This window comes from Solirubrobacter ginsenosidimutans, from assembly GCF_027587205.1.
The window spans coordinates 99790-117137 of sequence record NZ_JAPDOD010000020.1 but is presented as its reverse complement, the minus strand read 5'-3'; the positions used below and the strand labels follow the sequence as shown (position 1 = coordinate 117137).

18 protein-coding genes are annotated in these 17348 nt (G+C 70.6%); 9 read left to right on the top strand and 9 right to left on the bottom strand.

Features of this window, described 5'->3' with window-relative positions:
- Positions 1-47: 47 nt before the first annotated feature.
- Complete coding sequence (locus OM076_RS20980) at positions 48-1139, bottom strand: epoxide hydrolase family protein (RefSeq protein WP_270042013.1); 1092 nt, start codon at positions 1137-1139, stop codon at positions 48-50.
- Positions 1140-1159: 20 nt separating this feature from the next.
- Here OM076_RS20980 and mug point away from each other — a divergent pair, with 20 nt between their 5' ends.
- The gene (mug, locus tag OM076_RS20975) at positions 1160-1669 is read left to right on the top strand and encodes a G/U mismatch-specific DNA glycosylase (protein WP_270042012.1); all 510 of its coding nucleotides are present in this window, start codon (positions 1160-1162) and stop codon (positions 1667-1669) included.
- Here mug and OM076_RS20970 read toward each other — a convergent pair.
- Positions 1666-3972 (bottom strand): flippase-like domain-containing protein, encoded by a 2307-nt coding sequence (locus OM076_RS20970; RefSeq protein ID WP_270042011.1) that lies wholly within the window; start codon positions 3970-3972, stop codon positions 1666-1668. The two genes, mug and OM076_RS20970, sit on opposite strands and share 4 nt — an antisense overlap.
- A 75-nt stretch (positions 3973-4047) precedes the next feature.
- Between OM076_RS20970 and OM076_RS20965 the strand changes: the two genes are divergently transcribed.
- The 3 genes from OM076_RS20965 (at position 4048) to OM076_RS20955 (ending at position 6367) form a co-directional block, all read left to right on the top strand.
- Positions 4048-4734 (top strand): chlorite dismutase family protein, encoded by a 687-nt coding sequence (locus OM076_RS20965; RefSeq protein WP_270042010.1) that lies wholly within the window; start codon positions 4048-4050, stop codon positions 4732-4734.
- 66 nt (positions 4735-4800) lie between these two features.
- A complete protein-coding gene (locus OM076_RS20960) occupies positions 4801-5739 on the top strand; it encodes an exopolyphosphatase (RefSeq protein ID WP_270042009.1) in 939 nt (312 codons plus the stop codon).
- A gap of 52 nt (positions 5740-5791) precedes the next feature.
- Positions 5792-6367 (top strand): DNA-3-methyladenine glycosylase family protein, encoded by a 576-nt coding sequence (locus tag OM076_RS20955; RefSeq protein WP_270042008.1) that lies wholly within the window; start codon positions 5792-5794, stop codon positions 6365-6367.
- Here the strand turns inward: OM076_RS20955 and OM076_RS20950 are convergent.
- Positions 6360-7883 carry a Na+/H+ antiporter gene (locus OM076_RS20950; protein ID WP_270042007.1) on the bottom strand — a complete coding sequence of 508 codons (1524 nt, stop codon included), beginning with the start codon at positions 7881-7883 and terminating at the stop codon, positions 6360-6362. The genes OM076_RS20955 and OM076_RS20950 overlap by 8 nt on opposite strands.
- A 55-nt stretch (positions 7884-7938) precedes the next feature.
- Here OM076_RS20950 and OM076_RS20945 point away from each other — a divergent pair, with 55 nt between their 5' ends.
- The 4 genes from OM076_RS20945 to OM076_RS20930 all read left to right on the top strand — a co-directional run bounded on the left by OM076_RS20945 (position 7939) and on the right by OM076_RS20930 (position 12351).
- Positions 7939-8448 carry a DsbA family protein gene (locus tag OM076_RS20945; protein ID WP_270042006.1) on the top strand — a complete coding sequence of 170 codons (510 nt, stop codon included), beginning with the start codon at positions 7939-7941 and terminating at the stop codon, positions 8446-8448.
- Between the two features lie 43 nt (positions 8449-8491).
- Positions 8492-9514, top strand: coding sequence for a hypothetical protein (locus OM076_RS20940; protein WP_270042005.1), 1023 nt, complete (start codon positions 8492-8494; stop codon positions 9512-9514).
- Entirely contained in the window at positions 9511-10899 is a 1389-nt protein-coding gene (locus tag OM076_RS20935) for a fenitrothion hydrolase (RefSeq protein ID WP_270042004.1), read from the top strand. The genes OM076_RS20940 and OM076_RS20935 overlap by 4 nt, the downstream gene beginning before the upstream one ends.
- Before the next feature lie 93 nt (positions 10900-10992).
- Positions 10993-12351, top strand: a complete 1359-nt coding sequence (locus OM076_RS20930) for a hypothetical protein (protein ID WP_270042003.1) — start codon at positions 10993-10995, stop codon at positions 12349-12351.
- Positions 12352-12477: 126 nt separating this feature from the next.
- On the opposite strand, the gene OM076_RS20925 is transcribed toward OM076_RS20930, so the two are convergent.
- From OM076_RS20925 to OM076_RS20915, 3 genes are read right to left on the bottom strand one after another with little or no spacing between them, the layout of a single operon-like run.
- A complete protein-coding gene (locus tag OM076_RS20925; protein WP_270042002.1) occupies positions 12478-13770 on the bottom strand; it encodes a hypothetical protein in 1293 nt (430 codons plus the stop codon).
- A 29-nt stretch (positions 13771-13799) separates the two neighbouring features.
- A complete protein-coding gene (locus tag OM076_RS20920) occupies positions 13800-14270 on the bottom strand; it encodes a group II truncated hemoglobin (RefSeq protein ID WP_270042001.1) in 471 nt (156 codons plus the stop codon).
- Positions 14267-15010, bottom strand: a complete 744-nt coding sequence (locus OM076_RS20915; RefSeq protein WP_270042000.1) for a helix-turn-helix domain-containing protein — start codon at positions 15008-15010, stop codon at positions 14267-14269. The genes OM076_RS20920 and OM076_RS20915 overlap by 4 nt, the downstream gene beginning before the upstream one ends.
- Before the next feature lie 66 nt (positions 15011-15076).
- On the opposite strand from OM076_RS20915, the gene OM076_RS20910 reads away from it, so the two are divergent.
- The gene (locus OM076_RS20910; RefSeq protein WP_270041999.1) at positions 15077-15490 is read left to right on the top strand and encodes a hypothetical protein; all 414 of its coding nucleotides are present in this window, start codon (positions 15077-15079) and stop codon (positions 15488-15490) included.
- On the opposite strand, the gene OM076_RS20905 is transcribed toward OM076_RS20910, so the two are convergent.
- The 3 genes from OM076_RS20905 to OM076_RS20895 are packed head-to-tail and all read right to left on the bottom strand — an operon-like array spanning position 15472 to position 17300.
- Positions 15472-16104, bottom strand: a complete 633-nt coding sequence (locus OM076_RS20905; protein ID WP_270041998.1) for a glutathione S-transferase family protein — start codon at positions 16102-16104, stop codon at positions 15472-15474. The genes OM076_RS20910 and OM076_RS20905 overlap by 19 nt on opposite strands.
- 21 nt (positions 16105-16125) lie before the next feature.
- Positions 16126-16896 carry a hypothetical protein gene (locus OM076_RS20900; protein WP_270041997.1) on the bottom strand — a complete coding sequence of 257 codons (771 nt, stop codon included), beginning with the start codon at positions 16894-16896 and terminating at the stop codon, positions 16126-16128.
- A 50-nt stretch (positions 16897-16946) separates the two neighbouring features.
- Positions 16947-17300: a HesB/IscA family protein gene (locus OM076_RS20895; protein WP_270041996.1), complete on the bottom strand. Its 354-nt coding sequence runs from the start codon at positions 17298-17300 to the stop codon at positions 16947-16949.
- Between the last annotated feature and the right edge of the window lie 48 nt (positions 17301-17348).

The following is a 17348-nucleotide window of genomic DNA, read 5'->3' as shown; positions in this document are numbered from 1 at the left end:
CTCGCTGCGTGCGCCGACTGCTCCTGCTCCCGCTCGCCGTGTTCGCTCTAAGGCGCGAAGAACGCTGAGATGTCGGCGGCGAGCAGCGCCGGTTCCTCGGCGGCCGCGAAGTGGCCGCCGTGGCGCAGGTTCCTGAAACTCTGGACGTTGTAGATCCGCTCGGCCCACTCGCGCGGCAGGCAGCCTTCGGAGACGAAGTTCGAGTGGAAGTTGGCGATCGCGGTCGGGACGGTCACGAAGTCGTCGGGGCCGAGCAGCGCGGTGCCGGCGGCGCGGTTGTCGAAGTAGTCGCGGTTCGCGGTGGCGATCGTGTTCGTGACCCAGTAGAGCGTCACCAGCTCGAGCAGGAAGTCGCGGTCGAAGCGGGCGAGGTCGCCGCCGGTGTCGGCCCAGCTGCGCCACTTCTCGAGGAGCCAGGCCGCGAGCGCGACCGGCGAGTCGGTGAGGCCGTAGGCGAGGGTCTGGGGCTTCGTGCCCTGCTCGAAGCTGTAGCCGCGCTCGGTCGCGTCCCAGTGCTCGGTCGCGGCCACGAACGCCTGCTCGGCGGCGGTAAGGGGCGTCGTCGGCGTCGGCGCGTTGTCCAGGTTGGAGAGGTGGATGCCGAGCAGCCGCTCCGGTGCCTCGAGCGCCATGTAGGTCGTGACCGCCGCACCCCAGTCCCCGCCGCCGGCGCCGTAGCGCTCGTAGCCGAGACCCTGCATCAGCGTGTGCCAGAGCGAGGCGACGTCGCGGGTGGTGCAGACCGGCGGGCGCGAGGAGAACCCATAGCCGGGCAGCGACGGGATCACGAGGTCGAACGCCGGCAGCCGGTCGATCAGCCCCAGCAGCTCGGTGAACGCGCTCGGCCAGCCGTGGGTGAGGATCAGCGGGAGCCCGCCCCGCCGGACGTGCACGAAGTGGACGCGAACGCCGTCCACGTCGGCGACGAACTGCGGCCAGGCGTTTAGCGCCCGCTCGCGCGCCCGCCAATCGAAGCCGTCTTCCCAATAGGCCGCGAGCGACTTCAGCCACGCGAGATCGGTGCCCTGCGCCCACGGCGCGCCGGGCGCCGGGCCAGGCCAGCGGGTGTGCTCCAGCCGCGCGCGCAGGTCGTAGAGCACCGGTTCCTCGACATCGATCACGAACGGCTCGACGTGCATCGCCGGGCATCCTAAGGGACGTGCCCGCGCTGGAACCGATCGTCGGCCCGGACCTGAAGGTCCTGTTCGTCGGCATCAACCCGTCACTGCGCTCGGCGGAGGTGGGCCACAACTTCGCCCGCCCCGGCAACCGCTTCTATCCGGCGCTGCACGCCGCCGGGTTCACCCCGCGCCGGCTGGCGCCGGAGGAGGATGCGACGCTGCCGCGCTACGGCGTCGGCATAACGAACATCGCCGCCCGCCCGACCCGCGCGGCCGCGGAGCTCTCCAACGAAGAACTGCGCGAGGGCGCAGCCGACCTCGAGCGCCTCGTCGCGGAGGTGCAGCCCCGCCTGGTCGCCTTCCTCGGCCTGACCGCCTATCGCACGGCGTTGGCGCGCCCGAAGGCCACGCTCGGCCTCCAGGAATCGACGCTCGGCGGGCGGCCGGTCTGGATCCTCCCCAACCCGAGCGGCCTCAACGCCCACTACAAGCCCGCCGACTTCGCCCGCCTCTACGCCGAAGCCCGCGAACACGCGGAGCAGCTCTAGACGTCGGCCTCCGCGGGCTGGCGCGAACTGAGCGAGACCGGTGCGCTGTGCAGGGCGCGCAGGCGCACCTCGCGCCACGACAGGCCTTCCTTGAGCAGCGCGGGCCCGCCCATGATCACGGCGGTCGCGACCTCGACGGCCTGCAGGATGATCCCGTAGCCGAGCGCCTGCGCCGGCGAGACGCCGTACGCGCCGACCAGCACGGCCATGCAGGCGGCCTGGAACACACCGAGGTTCGACGGGGTGACCGGGAGGACGGCGGTGACGTTGACCGCGAAGAGGATCGCGGCCGCGGCGCCCAGATCGGCCTTGTGCTCGAGCCCGAGCGCGACGAGCAGCACGTAGCAGGAGACCCACTGCAGCGCCCATGCCGCGAGCTGCATCGAGATCGCGACGGCGCCCTCACGCGGACGCGTGAACACGGTCAGGCCGGAGCGCACGCGCGAGGTCGCTTCGCGCCCCTGGGCGACCCACTTGGCCACCCGCGCGGAGCGTGACGGCAAGCCACTGCGGATCAGCGCCGGCGCGACGAGCACCAGGCACAGGACCCCGAACGGCGCCAGGCCGTACCAGAGCAGCGCCTGCTGGCGACCCGCGAAGAGGCCGATCGTGGTGAACATCACCGCGCCGAGGATCACCAGGGCGAGGACGTTGATCAGGGTCTGTGAGACCAGCGTGCCGAGGACGACCGGCAACCGGTCGCGCGCACGGCCCAGGCGCCGGGCGACGACGAGCGCGCGCGAGGGCTCACCCAGGCGCGCCGGGAGCGTGGCCGACATCAGCACGCCGATCGTGATGCCCTGGACGGCGTCGACCATCCGCGGCCGCGCGTCGGGCATCGCCGCCTTCAGGATCGCGTGCCAGGAGACGGCGCGCAGCAGCATCGAGGCGCACATCAAAGCCAACGCGACCAGCACCCACGCGGGGCTCGAGCGCACCAGCGCGTCCCCGATCCGTTGCAGCCCGATGTGCTGGACCGCCAGGTAGGAGCCGGCGACGGTGGTCAGTGCTGCGCCGGCGAGCAGCCCGCGGCGCACGAACCGCCCGCGGCCGCCGGACGGCATCGGCTCCAGCGACGGCAGCCGCCGCGCGGGGATGCGCTCCAGCCCGTCGGCCGGCTTGAGGCCGATCTTGACCGCCGCGCGCTCTCCCGCCGTCTCCGGCTTGGGCACGACCTGCGCGTCCTCGTAGGCGGACACGAGCTGCTCGGCGATCCGCGGCCACGTGTAGCGCTCGGCGCTCTCGCGGGCGTTGACCGCCATGGCGGCGACGCGGCGCGGGTCAAGGGCGAGATCGCGCAGCGTCTCGGCCAGCTCCGTCGCGTCCGCGCGCGGGACCAGCAGCCCGTCGTGCCCGTGGGAGACGACGTCGCGATAGCCGGCGATGTCGGACGCCACGACCGGCGTGCCGGCGGCGAACGCCTCGGTCAGGACCATCCCGAAGGACTCGCCGCCGAGCGACGGCGCGCAGAGGAGGTCGGCCGAGCGCAGCGCGAGCTCCTTCGCCGCGTCGTCGACGCGGCCGAGCGCGATCACGCCCTCGCTCTCGACCAGCAGCGGCGCGAGCTCCTCGGCGGTGGAGCCGATCACGATCAGTTCGGCGGGCACCTCGCGGCGCAGCGCCTCGAAGGCGCGCAGCAGCACAGGCAGGCCCTTGCGCTCGACGGCCTGGCCGACGAACGCGATCCGCAGCGGCTGGCCCGGGCGCCGGACCTTCGGCGCCGGCACGCCGCCGTCGGGGATGACGACGCCGTTGGGGATCACCCGGTAGCGGCCGCCGTAGAAGCGCCGCCCGGTCCAGGCCGCGGCCTCGGACACCGCGACGCGGACGTTCAAGTGGTTCAGCTTGCGCCGGGCGCCGAGCAGCGCCGCGATCTTGTGCGGCGCGACCGATTCCGAATAGCAGTGGAACGTGCCCACAAGTGGCGCGTTGGCGCTCGTCAGAGCGTCCCAACCGATGGCAGGCGCGACCGGCTCATGAACGTGGACGACGTCGAAACCGCCCGCTCGCAGCTCGCGCCGGAGCGTCGCGACGCCCGACGGCGTCCCCGCGAGATTGGACACCGCGCCGTTGGACGGCCAGCCGATCGTGCCGCCCAGGGGGACCAGCCACTCCGGCAGATCCCGCACCTGAGGCCGCGCTCCACGGTGCAGCAGAGCCGTCCGGCGGCGATCCGGATCGAAGGGCGCGAGCACTTTCACGTCGTGCCCAGAGCGATCCAACTCGGTCGCGAGGGCTTCGATGTGGCGCGTTACTCCGCCGGGGTATGTCCACGAGTACGGGGAAACCAGGGCGACCCGCATGCGGCGATCCTATGAAACGCGAACGACGACTCCGGTACGGCTAACCGCTCTTCACCTATGCTGAAGACCCGAGACATGCCTGAACGACACTTCGTCAAGTACACCTTCCTGAAGGTCGATCCCGCGTGGCGACGCCTGGATCCGGCCGAGCGCGAGGCCCACAAGCGCGAGGTCATCGCCGCCTGCGAGGACTACGCGCAAGAGCGGCTTTTGCGGGCTTTCTCGTTGGTGGGTACGCGAGGTGACGCCGATCTGCTGCTGCTCAGTCAGGCGCAGAACCTCGAGCGCATCCACGAGTTCCACGTGGTCCTCGCCCAGAGCGGGCTGATGGCCTGGTGCGACACGCCGTACAGCTTCCTGGCGATGACCAAGCCGTCGGAGTACAGCGACGAGTCGCGCCTCGAGGTCCGCCCCGCGCACTCCAAGTACCTCTTCGTCTACCCCTTCGTGAAGACCCGCGAGTGGTACGGGCTCGATCCGAAGGAACGCTGGCGGATCATGCAGGAGCACATCCGCATGGGCAAGGAATACCCGAGCATCGACCTCAACACGAGCTACTCCTTCGGGCTCGACGACCAGGAGTTCGTCGTCGCCTTCGAGGGCGACGAGCCCGCGGTCTTCCTCGATCTCGTCCAGCGCCTGCGCACCACCGAGTCGAGCTTGTTCACCAAGCGCGACACCCCCACGTTCACGTGCGTGTCGATGTCCGTCGAACGCGCGCTGAACGCGCTCGACGGCGCCGCGGTCCACGTCTCCGCGTAGTCCCGCCGCAGCCGCGGCTGAACTTTCCCGGCGTGCGGCCGATCTCCCTGGGGGATGACTCCAGTTATGACTTCCACCCACGCCGAGCGCTACCGGCTCGTCACCCGGTCGGATTTCGACGGACTCGTGTGCGCGGCCCTGCTCAAGCATCTCGGCATCCTCGACGACATCCTGTTCGTCCATCCGAAGGACGTCCAGGACGGCAAGGTCGAGATGGGCCCCAACGACGTCACGACGAATCTGCCGTACAACCCGGACGTGGCGATCTCCTTCGATCACCACAGCTCTGAGGCCCAGCGGGTCGGCGGCCCGCGCGAGAACCACGTCATCGTGCCGGGCGCCCAGTCCGCCGCGCGCGTGGTCTATGACTACTACGGCGGCGCCGAGGCCTTCCCCGGCATCGAAGAGCTGATGGACGCCGTCGACAAGGGCGACGCCGCGCAGTTCTCGCTCGAGGAGATCCGCCACCCCACCGGCTGGGTGATGCTCAACTTCCTCATGGACCCGCGCACCGGCCTCGGTCGTTTCCGCGAGTTCGAGATCTCCAACTACCAGCTGATGATGCAGCTGATCGACGTGATCGTCGCGATGTCGATCGACGAGGTCTTCGAGAACCCGCACGTCATCGAGCGCGTCGAGCTCTACAACGCGCACGCCGAAGCCGCCGAGGAGCAGATCCGCCGCTGCTCGACCGTGCACGGCAACCTCGTCGTCCTCGACCTCCGCGAGGAGGAGGTCATCCACCCGACGAACCGCTTCACGCTCTACGCGCTGTACCCGCAGTGCAACATCTCGATCCACGTGCTCTGGGGCCTGCGCCAGCAGAACACGGTGTTCGCGACGGGCAAGTCGATCCTCGATCGCGGCTCGAAGACGAACGTCGGCTCGCTGATGCTCACCTACGGCGGCGGCGGGCACGATGCGGCCGGCACCTGCCAGGTGGAGAACGAGGACGCGGCGCGCGTCCTGGTCGAGCTGATCGGGGCCATCAACGCCGACGGGTAGTGTCCGCGCGGCTTTGAACGCCGCAGATTCACACCTCGCGAAGGACCCCGTCATGGCGGGGCTCATCAAGGATTTCGGCGGGCCGCTCCCGAAGGAGTCACGGAGCCGGCCCACCGACGTCTATAGCGCGCTGCTGCGCGCGATCACCGGCCAGCAGCTCTCGGTCAAGGCCGCCCAGGCGATCTACGGGCGGCTGATCGAGCGCTTCGGCGGCCACCCACCGACGCCTGAGCAGCTGCTCGCCGACGACCCGGACGCGATGCGCACCGCGGCAGGCCTCTCGCACGCCAAGGTCAACGCCCTGCGCTCACTCGCTGAGCACATCCTCGCCGGCGAGCTCCAGCTCACCAACCTCGAAGCGCAGTCCGACGACGAGGTCATGCGCGACCTGGTCGCCGTCAAGGGCATCGGCGAGTGGACGGCGCACATGTTCCTGATGTTCACCCTGCACCGGCAGGACATCCTCGCCACCGGCGACCAGGGCATCAAGAACGCCTTCAAGCGGGCATACGGCCTCGACGTCGTGCCCAAGCCGGACGCGATGATCGAGCTCGCGGAGCCGTGGCGTCCCTACCGGACGCGTGCCTGCGAGTACCTCTGGCGCTCGCTCAACAACGCCCCTATCTGAGGCGCGCCTCTTCGAGGTCGAGGTCGCGCTCGATCAGCCGCTGGACGTCCTGGCTGACCTTGCCGTCGTTGCGCAGCCCGAGCACCGCGGCGCGCTCGGCCTGGATCAGGTCGCGCCGCACCTCGCCGAAGCGCATCCGCTGCTCGGCCAGCGCGTCGGGTGCCTTCTCGCCGCCGATCACCGCCATGCACTGGCGGAAGCGGGCCCGGTAGAGGTCGCGCAGCCGCCGCAGCGGCTCGTCTCCCACCCGATCCTCGTCCTCGAGCTCGTCGAGGCGGTCCAGCGCCGACTGCGCCGCCTCCAGGCGCGCGATCGCCTCCTCAGGTGACCACTCGCGCGGAGTCGAGAGCCGCAGTGCCCGGATCAGCGGCGGCAGCGTCAGACCCTGGCCGAGGAGCGTGATCAGGATCACGACGAACGTGAGGAAGATGACCTCCGCGCGGCCGTCGATCGTCTCGTCGATCGAGAGCGCGGCGGCCAGCGAGATCGCGCCGCGCATCCCGCACCAGCCGACCACGATGCGTTCGCGCAGGGAGAGTCCCGGCGCCAGCGGCAGCAGGGCGAAGACGACGCGGACCGCGATCACGAGCGCCGCCAGCAGCGCGCCGGTGGCCAGCAGCGTCCCCGCGGTGCCGTCCCCGACGTCGTTGAGGATCGAGTCCAGCTGCAGCCCGAGCAGGATGAAGAGCAGCGCCTCCAGCCCGAAGACCATGATGCTCCAGAAGGCGCTGGCCGTCAGGCGGGTGTCGGCGTCGAAGAACTCGGACTGATGCCAGCCGGAGTACAGGCCCGCGACCGCCGCGGCGAGGATGCCCGAGGCGTGGAGCTCCTCGGCGATGATGTAGCTCCCGTAGGCCGCCGCGATCGTCAGGAAGACGGAGACGGTGACGTCGGGCTGCCGCCGGATCAGCCGCAGCATCACCCACGCGACGCCGATGCCCACGAGCGTCCCGCCGGCGGTCGCGAGCACGAACTCGCCCAGCGCGTGGCCCGACTGGAAGCCCTCGATGCCGGCCGCGCCCACCGCAACGCGAAACGCGGTCAGCCCGGTCGCGTCGTTGATCAGCGACTCGCCCTGGACGAGCAGCTTGACGCGCTCGGGCACGCGCACGGAGGCGAACGTGGCGACGGCGGCGACCGCATCCGTCGGGGCGACGACGGCGCCCAGCATGAACGCCGCCGGCCAGGTCAGCTGGGCCACCAGCTCGTGCGAGGCGACCGCGACGACCACGGTCGTCACCAGCACGAGGGCGAGTGCGAGCAGGCCCAGCGCGCGGCTCTCGGCGCGCAGCTCCCGCGGCGACGAGTACCAGCCGGCCGACAGCAGCAGCGGCGGGATGAAGACCAGCAGCACCACGTGCGCGTCGAGCTCGATCGGCTTCACGCCGGGGATGAACGAGATGCCGAGCCCGGCGAGGACGAGCACGATCGGGTACGGCACGCCGACGTGGTCGGCGCCGCGGACCAGCAGCACGGCCGCGAACAGCAGCGCGAAGAGGAGCTCGAGGTCGCCCACGGAGCGCGGGAGTCTAAGAGCCCGTCGAAGAACTCCTAAGATCGCCGGCGACGCCATGCCCGTGCCCCCGCTGAACTCAGACGACCACGTCTCCGGCCCGGCGGACGCCCCGCTGGAGCTGATCATGTACGGCGACTTCCAGTGCCCGTACTGCTCCGCCTCGCAATCGATCGTCGCGCGGGTGCGCAAGCGGCTCGACGGCCGGCTGCGGTTCGCGTTTCGCCACCTGCCGCTGCATGAGGTCCACCCGGACGCGCAGCGCGCCGCCGAGGCCTCCGAGGCGGCCGCCGCCCAGGGCAAGTTCTGGGAGATGCACGACGCGCTCTACGCCAACGGCGGCCGCTTCTCGTTCGACGACCTGGCCGAGGTGGCGGGTCGGTTGGGCCTGGACGTCGAGCGCTTCCGCGCCGAGCTGATCGACGGGGCGTACACCGGGCGGGTCGAGCGCGACGCCGAAGGCGCGCGTGCGGCGGGGATCGCCGCGACCCCGGCGTTCATCGTCAACGGCGTCCGTCACACCGAGTCCTTTGACGCCGGATCGTTGGTCGACGCGCTGACGAGGTGATTCATGTCGAATTCGCGGAGCGCCGACTACCCTTGCCCGGCTGATGCTGCGCGCCACAACCATTCTCACTGCGTTCCTGGCCCTCTTCGTCGCCGCCTGCGGCGGAAGTTCGAAGGACTCGGCAACGCCGAAGTCCGACGCCGTGCAGAACGTCCCCAGCGAGAACGGCGTGCGCGAGAACGTCAAGAAGGCCTCGACGCCCACCGTCGCCGATTTCCCGACGGCCAAGGGCGCGACGCTCCAGGAGCTCGCCGACAAGATGGCCGCCGGACCGCAGCTGGCGCTCGCCAGCTCCGTCTTCACCAGCCCCGGTGACAGCCGGATGGCGTTCGGGATGATCGCCGACGACGGCACGCCCGTGTACGGCCCGACCGCGGTCTACGTCGCGCCCACGCCGGCCGATCCGGCCGAGGGCCCGTTCGTCGCGCCGGCCGACGTCCTGCTCACCGACGCGCGCTATCGCTCCAAGCAGGCCGCGACGACGACCGACCCGTTCGTCGCCGTTTACGGCGCGGACGTGAAGTTCGCCAAGAACGGCAAGTACTCGGTGCTGGCGACGACCAAGAAGGCCGACGGCTCGCTGACCGGCGCGACCGGTCAGATCAACGTGTCCGCGGTCGCCGATGATCCGATCCCGGGCGTCGGCGACAAGGCGCCCAAGGTCCACACCGACACGCTGGCGTCCGCCAAGGGCGACGTCTCGAAGATCGACACGCGGGTCCCGCCGAGCGACATGCACGCCGTGGACTTCGCGGACGTGGTGGGCAAGAAGCCGGTCGCGCTGCTGTTCTCGACCCCGCAGCTGTGCCAGTCGCGGGTGTGCGGCCCGGTGACGGACATGGAGCTGCAGATGAAGTCCAAGTACGGCGACAAGATGGACTTCATCCACCAGGAGGTCTACGTCGACAACGACATCAACAAGGGCCTGCGGCCGCCGCTGAAGGAGTTCAACCTCCGCAGTGAGCCGTGGCTCTTCGTCGTCAACGCCAAGGGCATCATCACCGCCCGCCTCGAGGGCTCCATCGGCGTGAACCAGTTCGAGAACGCGGTCAAGACCGGGCTGTGAGAAAGCGGGTCTTCGCGGCGCTCGCGGCGGCCGGGGCCGCCGCTCTTCTCGTGCCCGCGGCGGCCGAGGCGCACGGCCTCGTCCAGCGCCAGCAGCTCCCGATCCCGCAGTGGCTGTTCGCGTGGGCGGCCGCGGCGGTGCTCGTGATCTCCTTTTTCGCGCTCGCCGTGCTCTGGCCGCAGCCGCGGCTGGAGAAGGACAACTGGCGGCCGATCAACGGCGGGCGGGCGATCGTCTCGCTGCCGGCGCAGATCATCTGCGGCGCGATCGGCGTGGGGTTGCTCGTCGTCACGCTCCTCGCCGGCTACCTCGGGTCCGGCACCGCGCTGGACAACTGGGCGCCGACGTTCCTGCTCATCACCTTCTGGGTCGGGATGGTGTTCGCGTCGATCATCCTCGGCCCGATCTACCGCGCGTTCAGCCCGTTCCGGGCGATCGGGCGGCTGCTCCCATCGTTGAATCGGCCCTACCCCGAGAAGCTCGGACGCTGGCCGGCGGTCGTCTGCCTGTGGTTCTTCACGTGGATCGAGCTCGTCTCCGGGTGGGGCGAGGCGCCGGCGACGCTCGTCACCGCTGCGCTCGGCTACACGATCCTCACGCTCGCCGCGCAGTGCTACTGGGGCGTGGAGACGTGGTCGCGGCGGGGCGAGGCGTTCGCGGTCTACTTCGACATGTTCGCCCGGATGGGGATCTGGGAGGTGCGCGACGGCTCGCTCGGGGTGCGCCGGCCGCTCGGCGGGTTGCCGCGGCTGGACAAGGCCGCGGGGACGGTCGCGTTCGTCACGGTGATGATCGGCACGGTCACGTTCGACGGGCTCTCCCAGGGGCAGCTGTGGAAGAACCTGTCGGCCGACGTCGTCGACGCGCTGGACGGGCTCGGGATCGGGGCGCTGACCGCGTCGAAGATCGCCGCGACGTTCGGGCTGCTGCTGGGCGTGGGACTGGTGGCGGGCTTCTATCGGCTCGGGATCGAGGGCGCGCGGTCGGTCGGCGGCGGGATGTCGTTCTCGCGCTTGGAGTTCGGGTTCATCCACACCTTGGTGCCGATCGCCGCCGTCTATGTCGCCGCGCACTACCTGACGTTCCTCGTCTTCGAGGGCCAGGCGATCATCTACCTGTCATCGGACCCCTTCGGGCAGGGCTGGGACCTCTTCGGCACGGTCACCTCCGGGATCGACTACTCGATCTTCCCGCAGGAGGACACGTGGTACGTGCAGGTCGCGGTGGTCGTGGTCGGCCATGTCGCGGCGCTGATGCTCGCCCACGACCGTGCTCTGACGATGTACGGCGACGCGAAGCTCGCCGTGCGCTCGCAGTATTGGATGCTGGGCGTGATGGTCGGCTTCACCTCGCTGGCGCTGTGGCTGCTGGCGCAGGCCGGCTAGCTCACGGTTTACTGAGCAACCTTTCGGCAAGGGGACGGCAACGGCCGGCGGCGATGCTTGGCGCCGCAAACGTTCCTTCTCCCCAGGAGCTGTATGAAACGCATGACCTGGGCGGCGCTCTCCGCCGCCCTCCTCGTGCCGGCGATCGCCGCCCCGATGGCGTCCGCCGACTCGATCGCCTACGTCAACAAGACCGACGGCAACGTCTATCTCTCCACTCCGGACGGTTCGCGGCAATACCAGGTCACGACGACCGGCGGCTACAGCGACGTCTCCCAGGCCGACGACGGCACGATGATCGCGCTCAAGGGCGTGCGGCTGAACAAGCTCGCCCGTGACGGCACCGTTCTCGCCGACTTCGACACCCCGGTCTCCGACACCCGCGACGCGCCGGCGAAGACGTTCTACGGGCCCTTCGATCCCGCCATCTCCCCGGACGGCACGAAGGTCGCCTACACGTACTACTACATGACGCAGAGCCAGAACCCGGGGTGCTTCCCGCCCACCTGCGTCGTCGCCATTAACGAGGCCGGCACCGGCTATTCGTACTCCGACCGCCAGACCTCGTGGCAGGAGCCGGGTCTCGGCTACCACTCCGGCTGGCGGCATCCGTCATGGGTCGACAACGACATGACGATGATCTCCAACCCGTCGCACCTCCCGAACCGCGACATCATCCTGGACCGCATCTCCGACGGCGGCAACGGCCACGGCAACATGGTCATGAACTGGACGTCGGACACGGCCGAGAACAACCCGCACGTCTCGGGCGGCGACATCACCCGCGACAAGCGCAAGCTCGCCTACCAGTCGGGTGAGAACGACTCGACGCTGACCGTCTCCTACGTCCCGGCCTTCCCGACCGCGTGGAAGGACGGCGATCCGAACACGGACGAGATCCGCGTCTGCTACCGCTACAGCAACCCGGCGGGCGGCGCGTTCGGCGTGCCCACGTTCTCGCCGGACGGTGGCGCGATCGCCTACCACGCGGGTGACGGCATCCACGTCGCCGCGGTCCCGGCCTTCGGCGGCGACTGCACGCTCGACGGCGCGACGCCCGCCCCGCCGGTCGTGATCCCCAACGGCGTCGAGCCCGACTGGGGCCCCGCCGACGTCCCGGCGGCCCGCCCGGCGGCGAACACCACCCCGACGACCACGAACCCGACCACCAAGACGAACACGACGAAGCCGTCGCTCTCGGTCAAGGTGCTCGCGGCGACGCGGCGCGCGGGCATCAAGCTCTCCGTGAAGGTCACGGGCAAAGGCAAGCTCTCCGCCACCGCCAAGTCCGGCACCAAGACCGTCGGCAAGGCGTCGGCGACCGTGAAGAAACCCGGCACCGCGTCCCTCCGGCTCAAGGTCTCCCGCAAAGGCAAGCTCGCGGTCAAGATCACCTGGCGCCCCACCGGCGGCACCGCCATCACAAAGACCATCACCGCAAAGGTCAACTAGTTAACCCCCACCTAAGGGGCCTGGCCCCTTAGCCGCGCTTTAGGTTCGGTTCGCGACGTCGATTGGCTCTGCGCCGCGCTTGGATACCTAAAGGGAACCTAAGGGGTCTGACCCCTTAGGTGGGGTTTAGGTTCCGCAGGTGGACGGTGGGGGCGGGTCGGCCGGCTTGCGGCTCCCGCCCCACGCGGTCCATTCCTTCAGGGCGGGGCGGTCGGTGGTCATGTCGGTGCTGACCAGGCCGACGGGGAACTTGTCGTCCTCGCGGACCGTGTACTGGAATGCGATCGTGACGCGTGGGTCTTCGTCCCAGCGGACCAGCTGGTCGTGCAGGGCGGAGCAGCCCGCCGCGGCGTCGGCGATCGACCCGCCCGCGCTGAGGTCCTTGGGCGCCGGGCCGACGCCGGTCTCGGTGATCCAGAACGTGAACGGATGCGGGCAGCCGAAGGCCTTCAAGGCCGCGTCGGCGTCCTGCACCGGGTCATCGCCGCCGATGTAGGCGTGCTGCGACCAGACGGTGGTCGAGCAGACCAGGTCCTTCGGGAGCGCGGCGATGAACTCGGGCACCGAGGTGACGTAGCGCGTCGACTTCATCAGCCCGGCGGTCTCGCCCAGCACGAGCTGCTGCTCGCCCGGAGCGGCGTCCAGCGCCTGTTGCAGCGCCTGGGCGATCTGGGCGTAGGCGGCCGGCGCGGTGCTCGGCGACGACGGGTCGCACGCCGCGCGCTGCGGGCTGATGAACGCCGGGTGGTTGGGCTCGTTCCAGGGGCTGAAGAAGCTCAGCCGGGCGCCCTCCTGCCCCGCCGCCTTGATCACGTCGCGGACGAGCTGCTGGTAGGCGGGAAGCGCGTCCGCACGCGGCGGTCGCGACCGCGGTCCGGCCTGCGGGCGCTCGCACCCACCCGCCGCGCTCGCCGCCCACTCCGGCGTGCCGGTGAAGACGACGAGCGCCGTCCACCCACCCTCGCGCTGCCGCGACGCCAGCGCGCGCAGCTGGTCGCGCACCCCACCCCACCCCAGGCAGGGCCCCACCTCGCGCATGCACCCGCCCTGGGGCGCGTCCAGGTTGGCGGGCGTCTCGGCCGTCGGCTGGATGGAAGCCCAATCGATCACCAGCCGGAAGTACGCGGGCTTGATCGCGCCGAGCTTGTCGCGCACCGCGTTCCACGGCTCGGGCACGTCCTTGGCCTCAGGACTGGCGATCAGGTTCGCATTGAACTCCGTCACCCCCACCGCCAGGCCCGTGCCGGCGGGCGGCGGAGTGGGCGGCGCGGGCGGCGCGGGCGGCGCCTTCGCGACCAGCGGACGCCCCGGCCGCACCGGCTTGACCTTCGCGTCGTCGTCACGCGTCAGCGCGAAGACGACCGCGGCGACCAGCGCGGCGGCCGCGAGCGCGTAAAGAGCCGGGGCGAACCTCCGCACCCAGCCGAGGCTACCCACGGCGGACCCGTCTACGCCCCTGGGACGTACGGCGGCGCGACGCCCCAGCCCCAGCGCGGGACCGGCGCGTGCTCGGCGACGGCGGCGTCCGGCTGGGAGTTGTGGACGGCCAGCCGCGAGCCCCACTCCGCGTAGCCCATCAGCGCGGCGCGGAACTCCGGGTCGTCCGGGAGGCCCGCATCGTCGGCCGCTTGGGAGAGCAGCGTGACGAAGCGCAGCCGCAACTCGGGCGTGATCGACAGCCCACGGTGCTTGGCCAGCATGTGCTCATAGCCGCCGTTGTCTGTGGTGTAGGTCGCCGGCCCGCCCATCACCTCGCACCACCAGGTGGTGACGTGCGCGCGGTGCTCCTCGCTCACCCGCCCGCCGAACAGCCGCGCCAGCGCCGGCTCGCCCTCGACGAGGTCGTAGAAGACGTTGAGCCAGCGCTCGAACGCCTCCCGCCCGCCACCCCATTCGTAGATCGTCGGCGTCTCGCTCATCCCGACAACGCTAGAGAACGCAATTGCTCGGCCGTCTCGGCGTCTGCGGGGAGAAAGGCCTCGAGGCGCAGCTCCGCCACGGTGACGTCGACCGCCGTGCCGAAGTGCGCGAGCGTCGTGAGCAGCTGCAGCTCGTGCTCACCGCAGCGCAGCCGCAACGGCACCGCGAAGCCCAGCGTGGTGGCGCGAGGCCGCTCACCGGCGAGCATCGTCAGCTCCTCGACCAGGGCGCTCAGCCGCTCGTCCGGGTTCTGCAACGCGTTCTCGCGCAAGCGATCGACCACGTGCCACGCCCACTCGGAGAAGTTGACGATCCGCGGCGCGAGCGGCCCGAGCAGCAGCCGCGGCACGTTCGTCACCGGGGCCCCCTCGGCCACGATCGCGTGGAATGCCGGGTTGGCGTCGACCAGGTCGCCGTGCCGGTCGACGATCACCGCCGGATACGGCATGTGACCGCGCAGCACGGAGCCGAGCGCCTCCCGCACCGATTCCAGCTCCACGTACGGCGTCTCGGAGTAGGCAGGTGCGAAGCCGGCGGCCAGCAGCAAGGCGTTGCGCTCACGCAGCGGGACGTCGAGCGACTCCGCGAGCCGCACCACCATCCCTCGCCCAGGCACTGACCGGCCACCCTCGATGAAGCTGACGTGCCGCTGCGTCGTTCCCGCCCGAAGCGCCAGCTCGAGCTGGCTCACCCGCCGCCGCGTGCGCCAGGAGCGAAGTTCGGTCGCGAAGGTGCTCACACCCCACAGTCTCCACCTCCGCGCCATTCCCTCGAGGGAATTGCACAGCCCTCGACGATGGAAGGCATGACCGACGCCACCATCCTCGCCGACCGCTACGTCGCGGTCTGGAACGAGCCCGACCCGACCCGCCGCCGCGCCGCCGTCGAGCGGCTCTGGACCGACGACGCCTCCCACACCCTCCAGCCGCCGCAGGAGATCCGCACCGCCGCCGGTGCCCTCGGCGTCGCCGTCGACCTCGAGGCCCGCGGCCACGACGCGCTCGAGGAGCGGGTGACCAAGTCCCACGACGAGTTCGTCGCCCGCGGCGGCTTCGTCTTCCGCCCCGCCGGCGACGCCGCCCGGCTGCGCGACATGGTCAAGCTGCGCTGGGAGATGGTCCCCCGGGCCGGCGGCGACGTCGCCGCGACCGGCCTCCAGATCCTAGTGCTCGACGCCGACGACCGGATCCGGCTCGACTATCAGTTCATCGAGTCGTAGATCGAGCGGGCGACGCCGGGCCGCGCGTTCTCCGGATACGTGACGAAGTCGTCCACGAACCCCGGCAGCGCGCGGACCCGGTCCAGCCACGCGGCGACCTCGGGCGGGTGCTCGAGCCCGGCATCGCCCGCCACGCTCACGTACGGGAACAGCCCGAGGTCGGCGATCGACGGCACGCCCCCGACCACCCACTCGCGCCCGTGCAGGTGATCGTCGAGGTGCGCGAGCGCGCCGCGCCCCGTGTCCAGCCGCCCCGCGTCGAACGGCCGACCGGTCAGCGCCCGGAAGCGCGGCCCGCCGATCCCGCCCATCACCCGCTCCTGCTCGAACGACAGCCACGACGCGACCAGCCCGCGTTCCCACGGATCGGCGGGCAGAAACGGCGTGCCCTCGCCCAGGAACCACAGGATCGCGTTGGACTGCGTGAGCCGCCGCCCGTCCGAAAGCTCGAGCACGGGCGTCTCCCGCAGCGGATTCAGCGCGCCGAACGCGTCGGTCAGCGTGTCCCCGGCGAAGATGTCCACGGCGACCCGCTCGTACTCGCGGCCGAGCAGGCCGAGCAGCAGGCGGACCTTGAAGCAGTTCCCGGAGGCGGCGTAGTCATAGAGGCGCATGCGCCTCCAACGCGCCGGCGGTCAGATCAGTGAGAACACGTCCTCGCCGCCGCTGAGCGGGCCTACGTTGGTGCTGTAGACCTCGCCGTCCTGGCGGACGAAGAGCCGGCGCCCGTCGCGCAGCATGGCGACGGCGGCCGTGTTCGCCCCGACTTCGTAGAGGCCGACCTTGCCGACCGGCGGCGAGGCGTCGGGCGAATCGAGCACCACGATGTCCGCGCCGAACTCCTTCTGCGCCTCGTCGATCGGCGCGCCGAACAGCTCGCCGAGCTCGATCACGCGGGAGCGCTCGTCGATGTCGGCGACCCCTTGCGGGGTGAGGGCGACCAGCAGACGAACGCACCTGTCTTCGTCGTACGGCGGCGCGCTGACCGGGAGGCAGATGTCGTCCGACGTGCGCCGTTTGGTCGCGATGAAGCAGACGTCGTAAGGATCGCCGACGTACCCGAGCCCGACCCGGCCGCGCGTCCGCGGCATCCGGCGATCTTCGGACAGGTACCCGTCGCCGTACAGCTCCTGCGTCCCGTCGGTGCTCCCCGTGAAGCCGCTGGTGCCGTCGTCCTTGGCCGACGGCCGGCCACAGCCCACGCGAACCGTGTGCCCGGCGAAGCGGCGGTACAGCTTTGCCGCCTTCGGGCCGAAGCGCAGGAACGTCCCGTGCGCCGTCTGGCCCGCGGTCACGCCGTCATCGGCGTCGTAGACCGGGACGACCTGATCGGCGATCGCAGCGCCGGCCGTCGGCGCGGCGAGCGCCAGTACGGCCGCGGACAAAAAGAAGGCGCGCATGAACATGCGCGCCATTCAAGCGCCGAAACGGCGCGTTACAAGTGAACGTTTGTCGACTAAACCGCGGAGACTTCCTCTTCCTCCGCCACGCGGAAGGAAGAGCCGCAGCCGCAGGCCGCGATGACGTTCGGGTTCTCGACCTTGAAGCCCGCGCCCTGCATCGACTCGACGTAGTCCACGACCGCGCCGCGCACGTACGGGAGCGAGGGGGAATCGACGAGGATGCGGAGGCCGTGGTCCTCGAAGACCGTGTCCCCGTCGCGTTCGGTGTCGAAGGCGAGCGAATACTGGAAGCCGGAGCAGCCGCCACCGCGCACGCCCACGCGCAGGCCGGACGTCTGCACGTCGGCGCCCTGCGACGACAGGAACTCCTGCACCTTCTCTGCGCCGTTCTCGGTGAAGCTGATCACGTTGCTACTCCCGTGGAGGTCTCCGGGCCAATACTTCCCGAAGTGTAG

Coding starts and splice junctions, on each gene's coding strand:
- OM076_RS20955 (WP_270042008.1), top strand. CDS start 5,792: ATGGCGGGGCTCATCAAGGATTTCGGCGGGCCGCTCCCGAAGGAGTCA.
- OM076_RS20930 (WP_270042003.1), top strand. CDS start 10,993: ATGAAACGCATGACCTGGGCGGCGCTCTCCGCCGCCCTCCTCGTGCCG.
- OM076_RS20920 (WP_270042001.1), bottom strand. CDS start 14,270: ATGAGCGAGACGCCGACGATCTACGAATGGGGTGGCGGGCGGGAGGCG.
- OM076_RS20965 (WP_270042010.1), top strand. CDS start 4,048: ATGCCTGAACGACACTTCGTCAAGTACACCTTCCTGAAGGTCGATCCC.
- OM076_RS20910 (WP_270041999.1), top strand. CDS start 15,077: ATGACCGACGCCACCATCCTCGCCGACCGCTACGTCGCGGTCTGGAAC.
- OM076_RS20980 (WP_270042013.1), bottom strand. CDS start 1,139: ATGCACGTCGAGCCGTTCGTGATCGATGTCGAGGAACCGGTGCTCTAC.
- OM076_RS20940 (WP_270042005.1), top strand. CDS start 8,492: ATGCTGCGCGCCACAACCATTCTCACTGCGTTCCTGGCCCTCTTCGTC.
- OM076_RS20945 (WP_270042006.1), top strand. CDS start 7,939: ATGCCCGTGCCCCCGCTGAACTCAGACGACCACGTCTCCGGCCCGGCG.
- OM076_RS20960 (WP_270042009.1), top strand. CDS start 4,801: ATGACTTCCACCCACGCCGAGCGCTACCGGCTCGTCACCCGGTCGGAT.
- OM076_RS20970 (WP_270042011.1), bottom strand. CDS start 3,972: ATGCGGGTCGCCCTGGTTTCCCCGTACTCGTGGACATACCCCGGCGGA.
- OM076_RS20900 (WP_270041997.1), bottom strand. CDS start 16,896: ATGTTCATGCGCGCCTTCTTTTTGTCCGCGGCCGTACTGGCGCTCGCC.
- OM076_RS20905 (WP_270041998.1), bottom strand. CDS start 16,104: ATGCGCCTCTATGACTACGCCGCCTCCGGGAACTGCTTCAAGGTCCGC.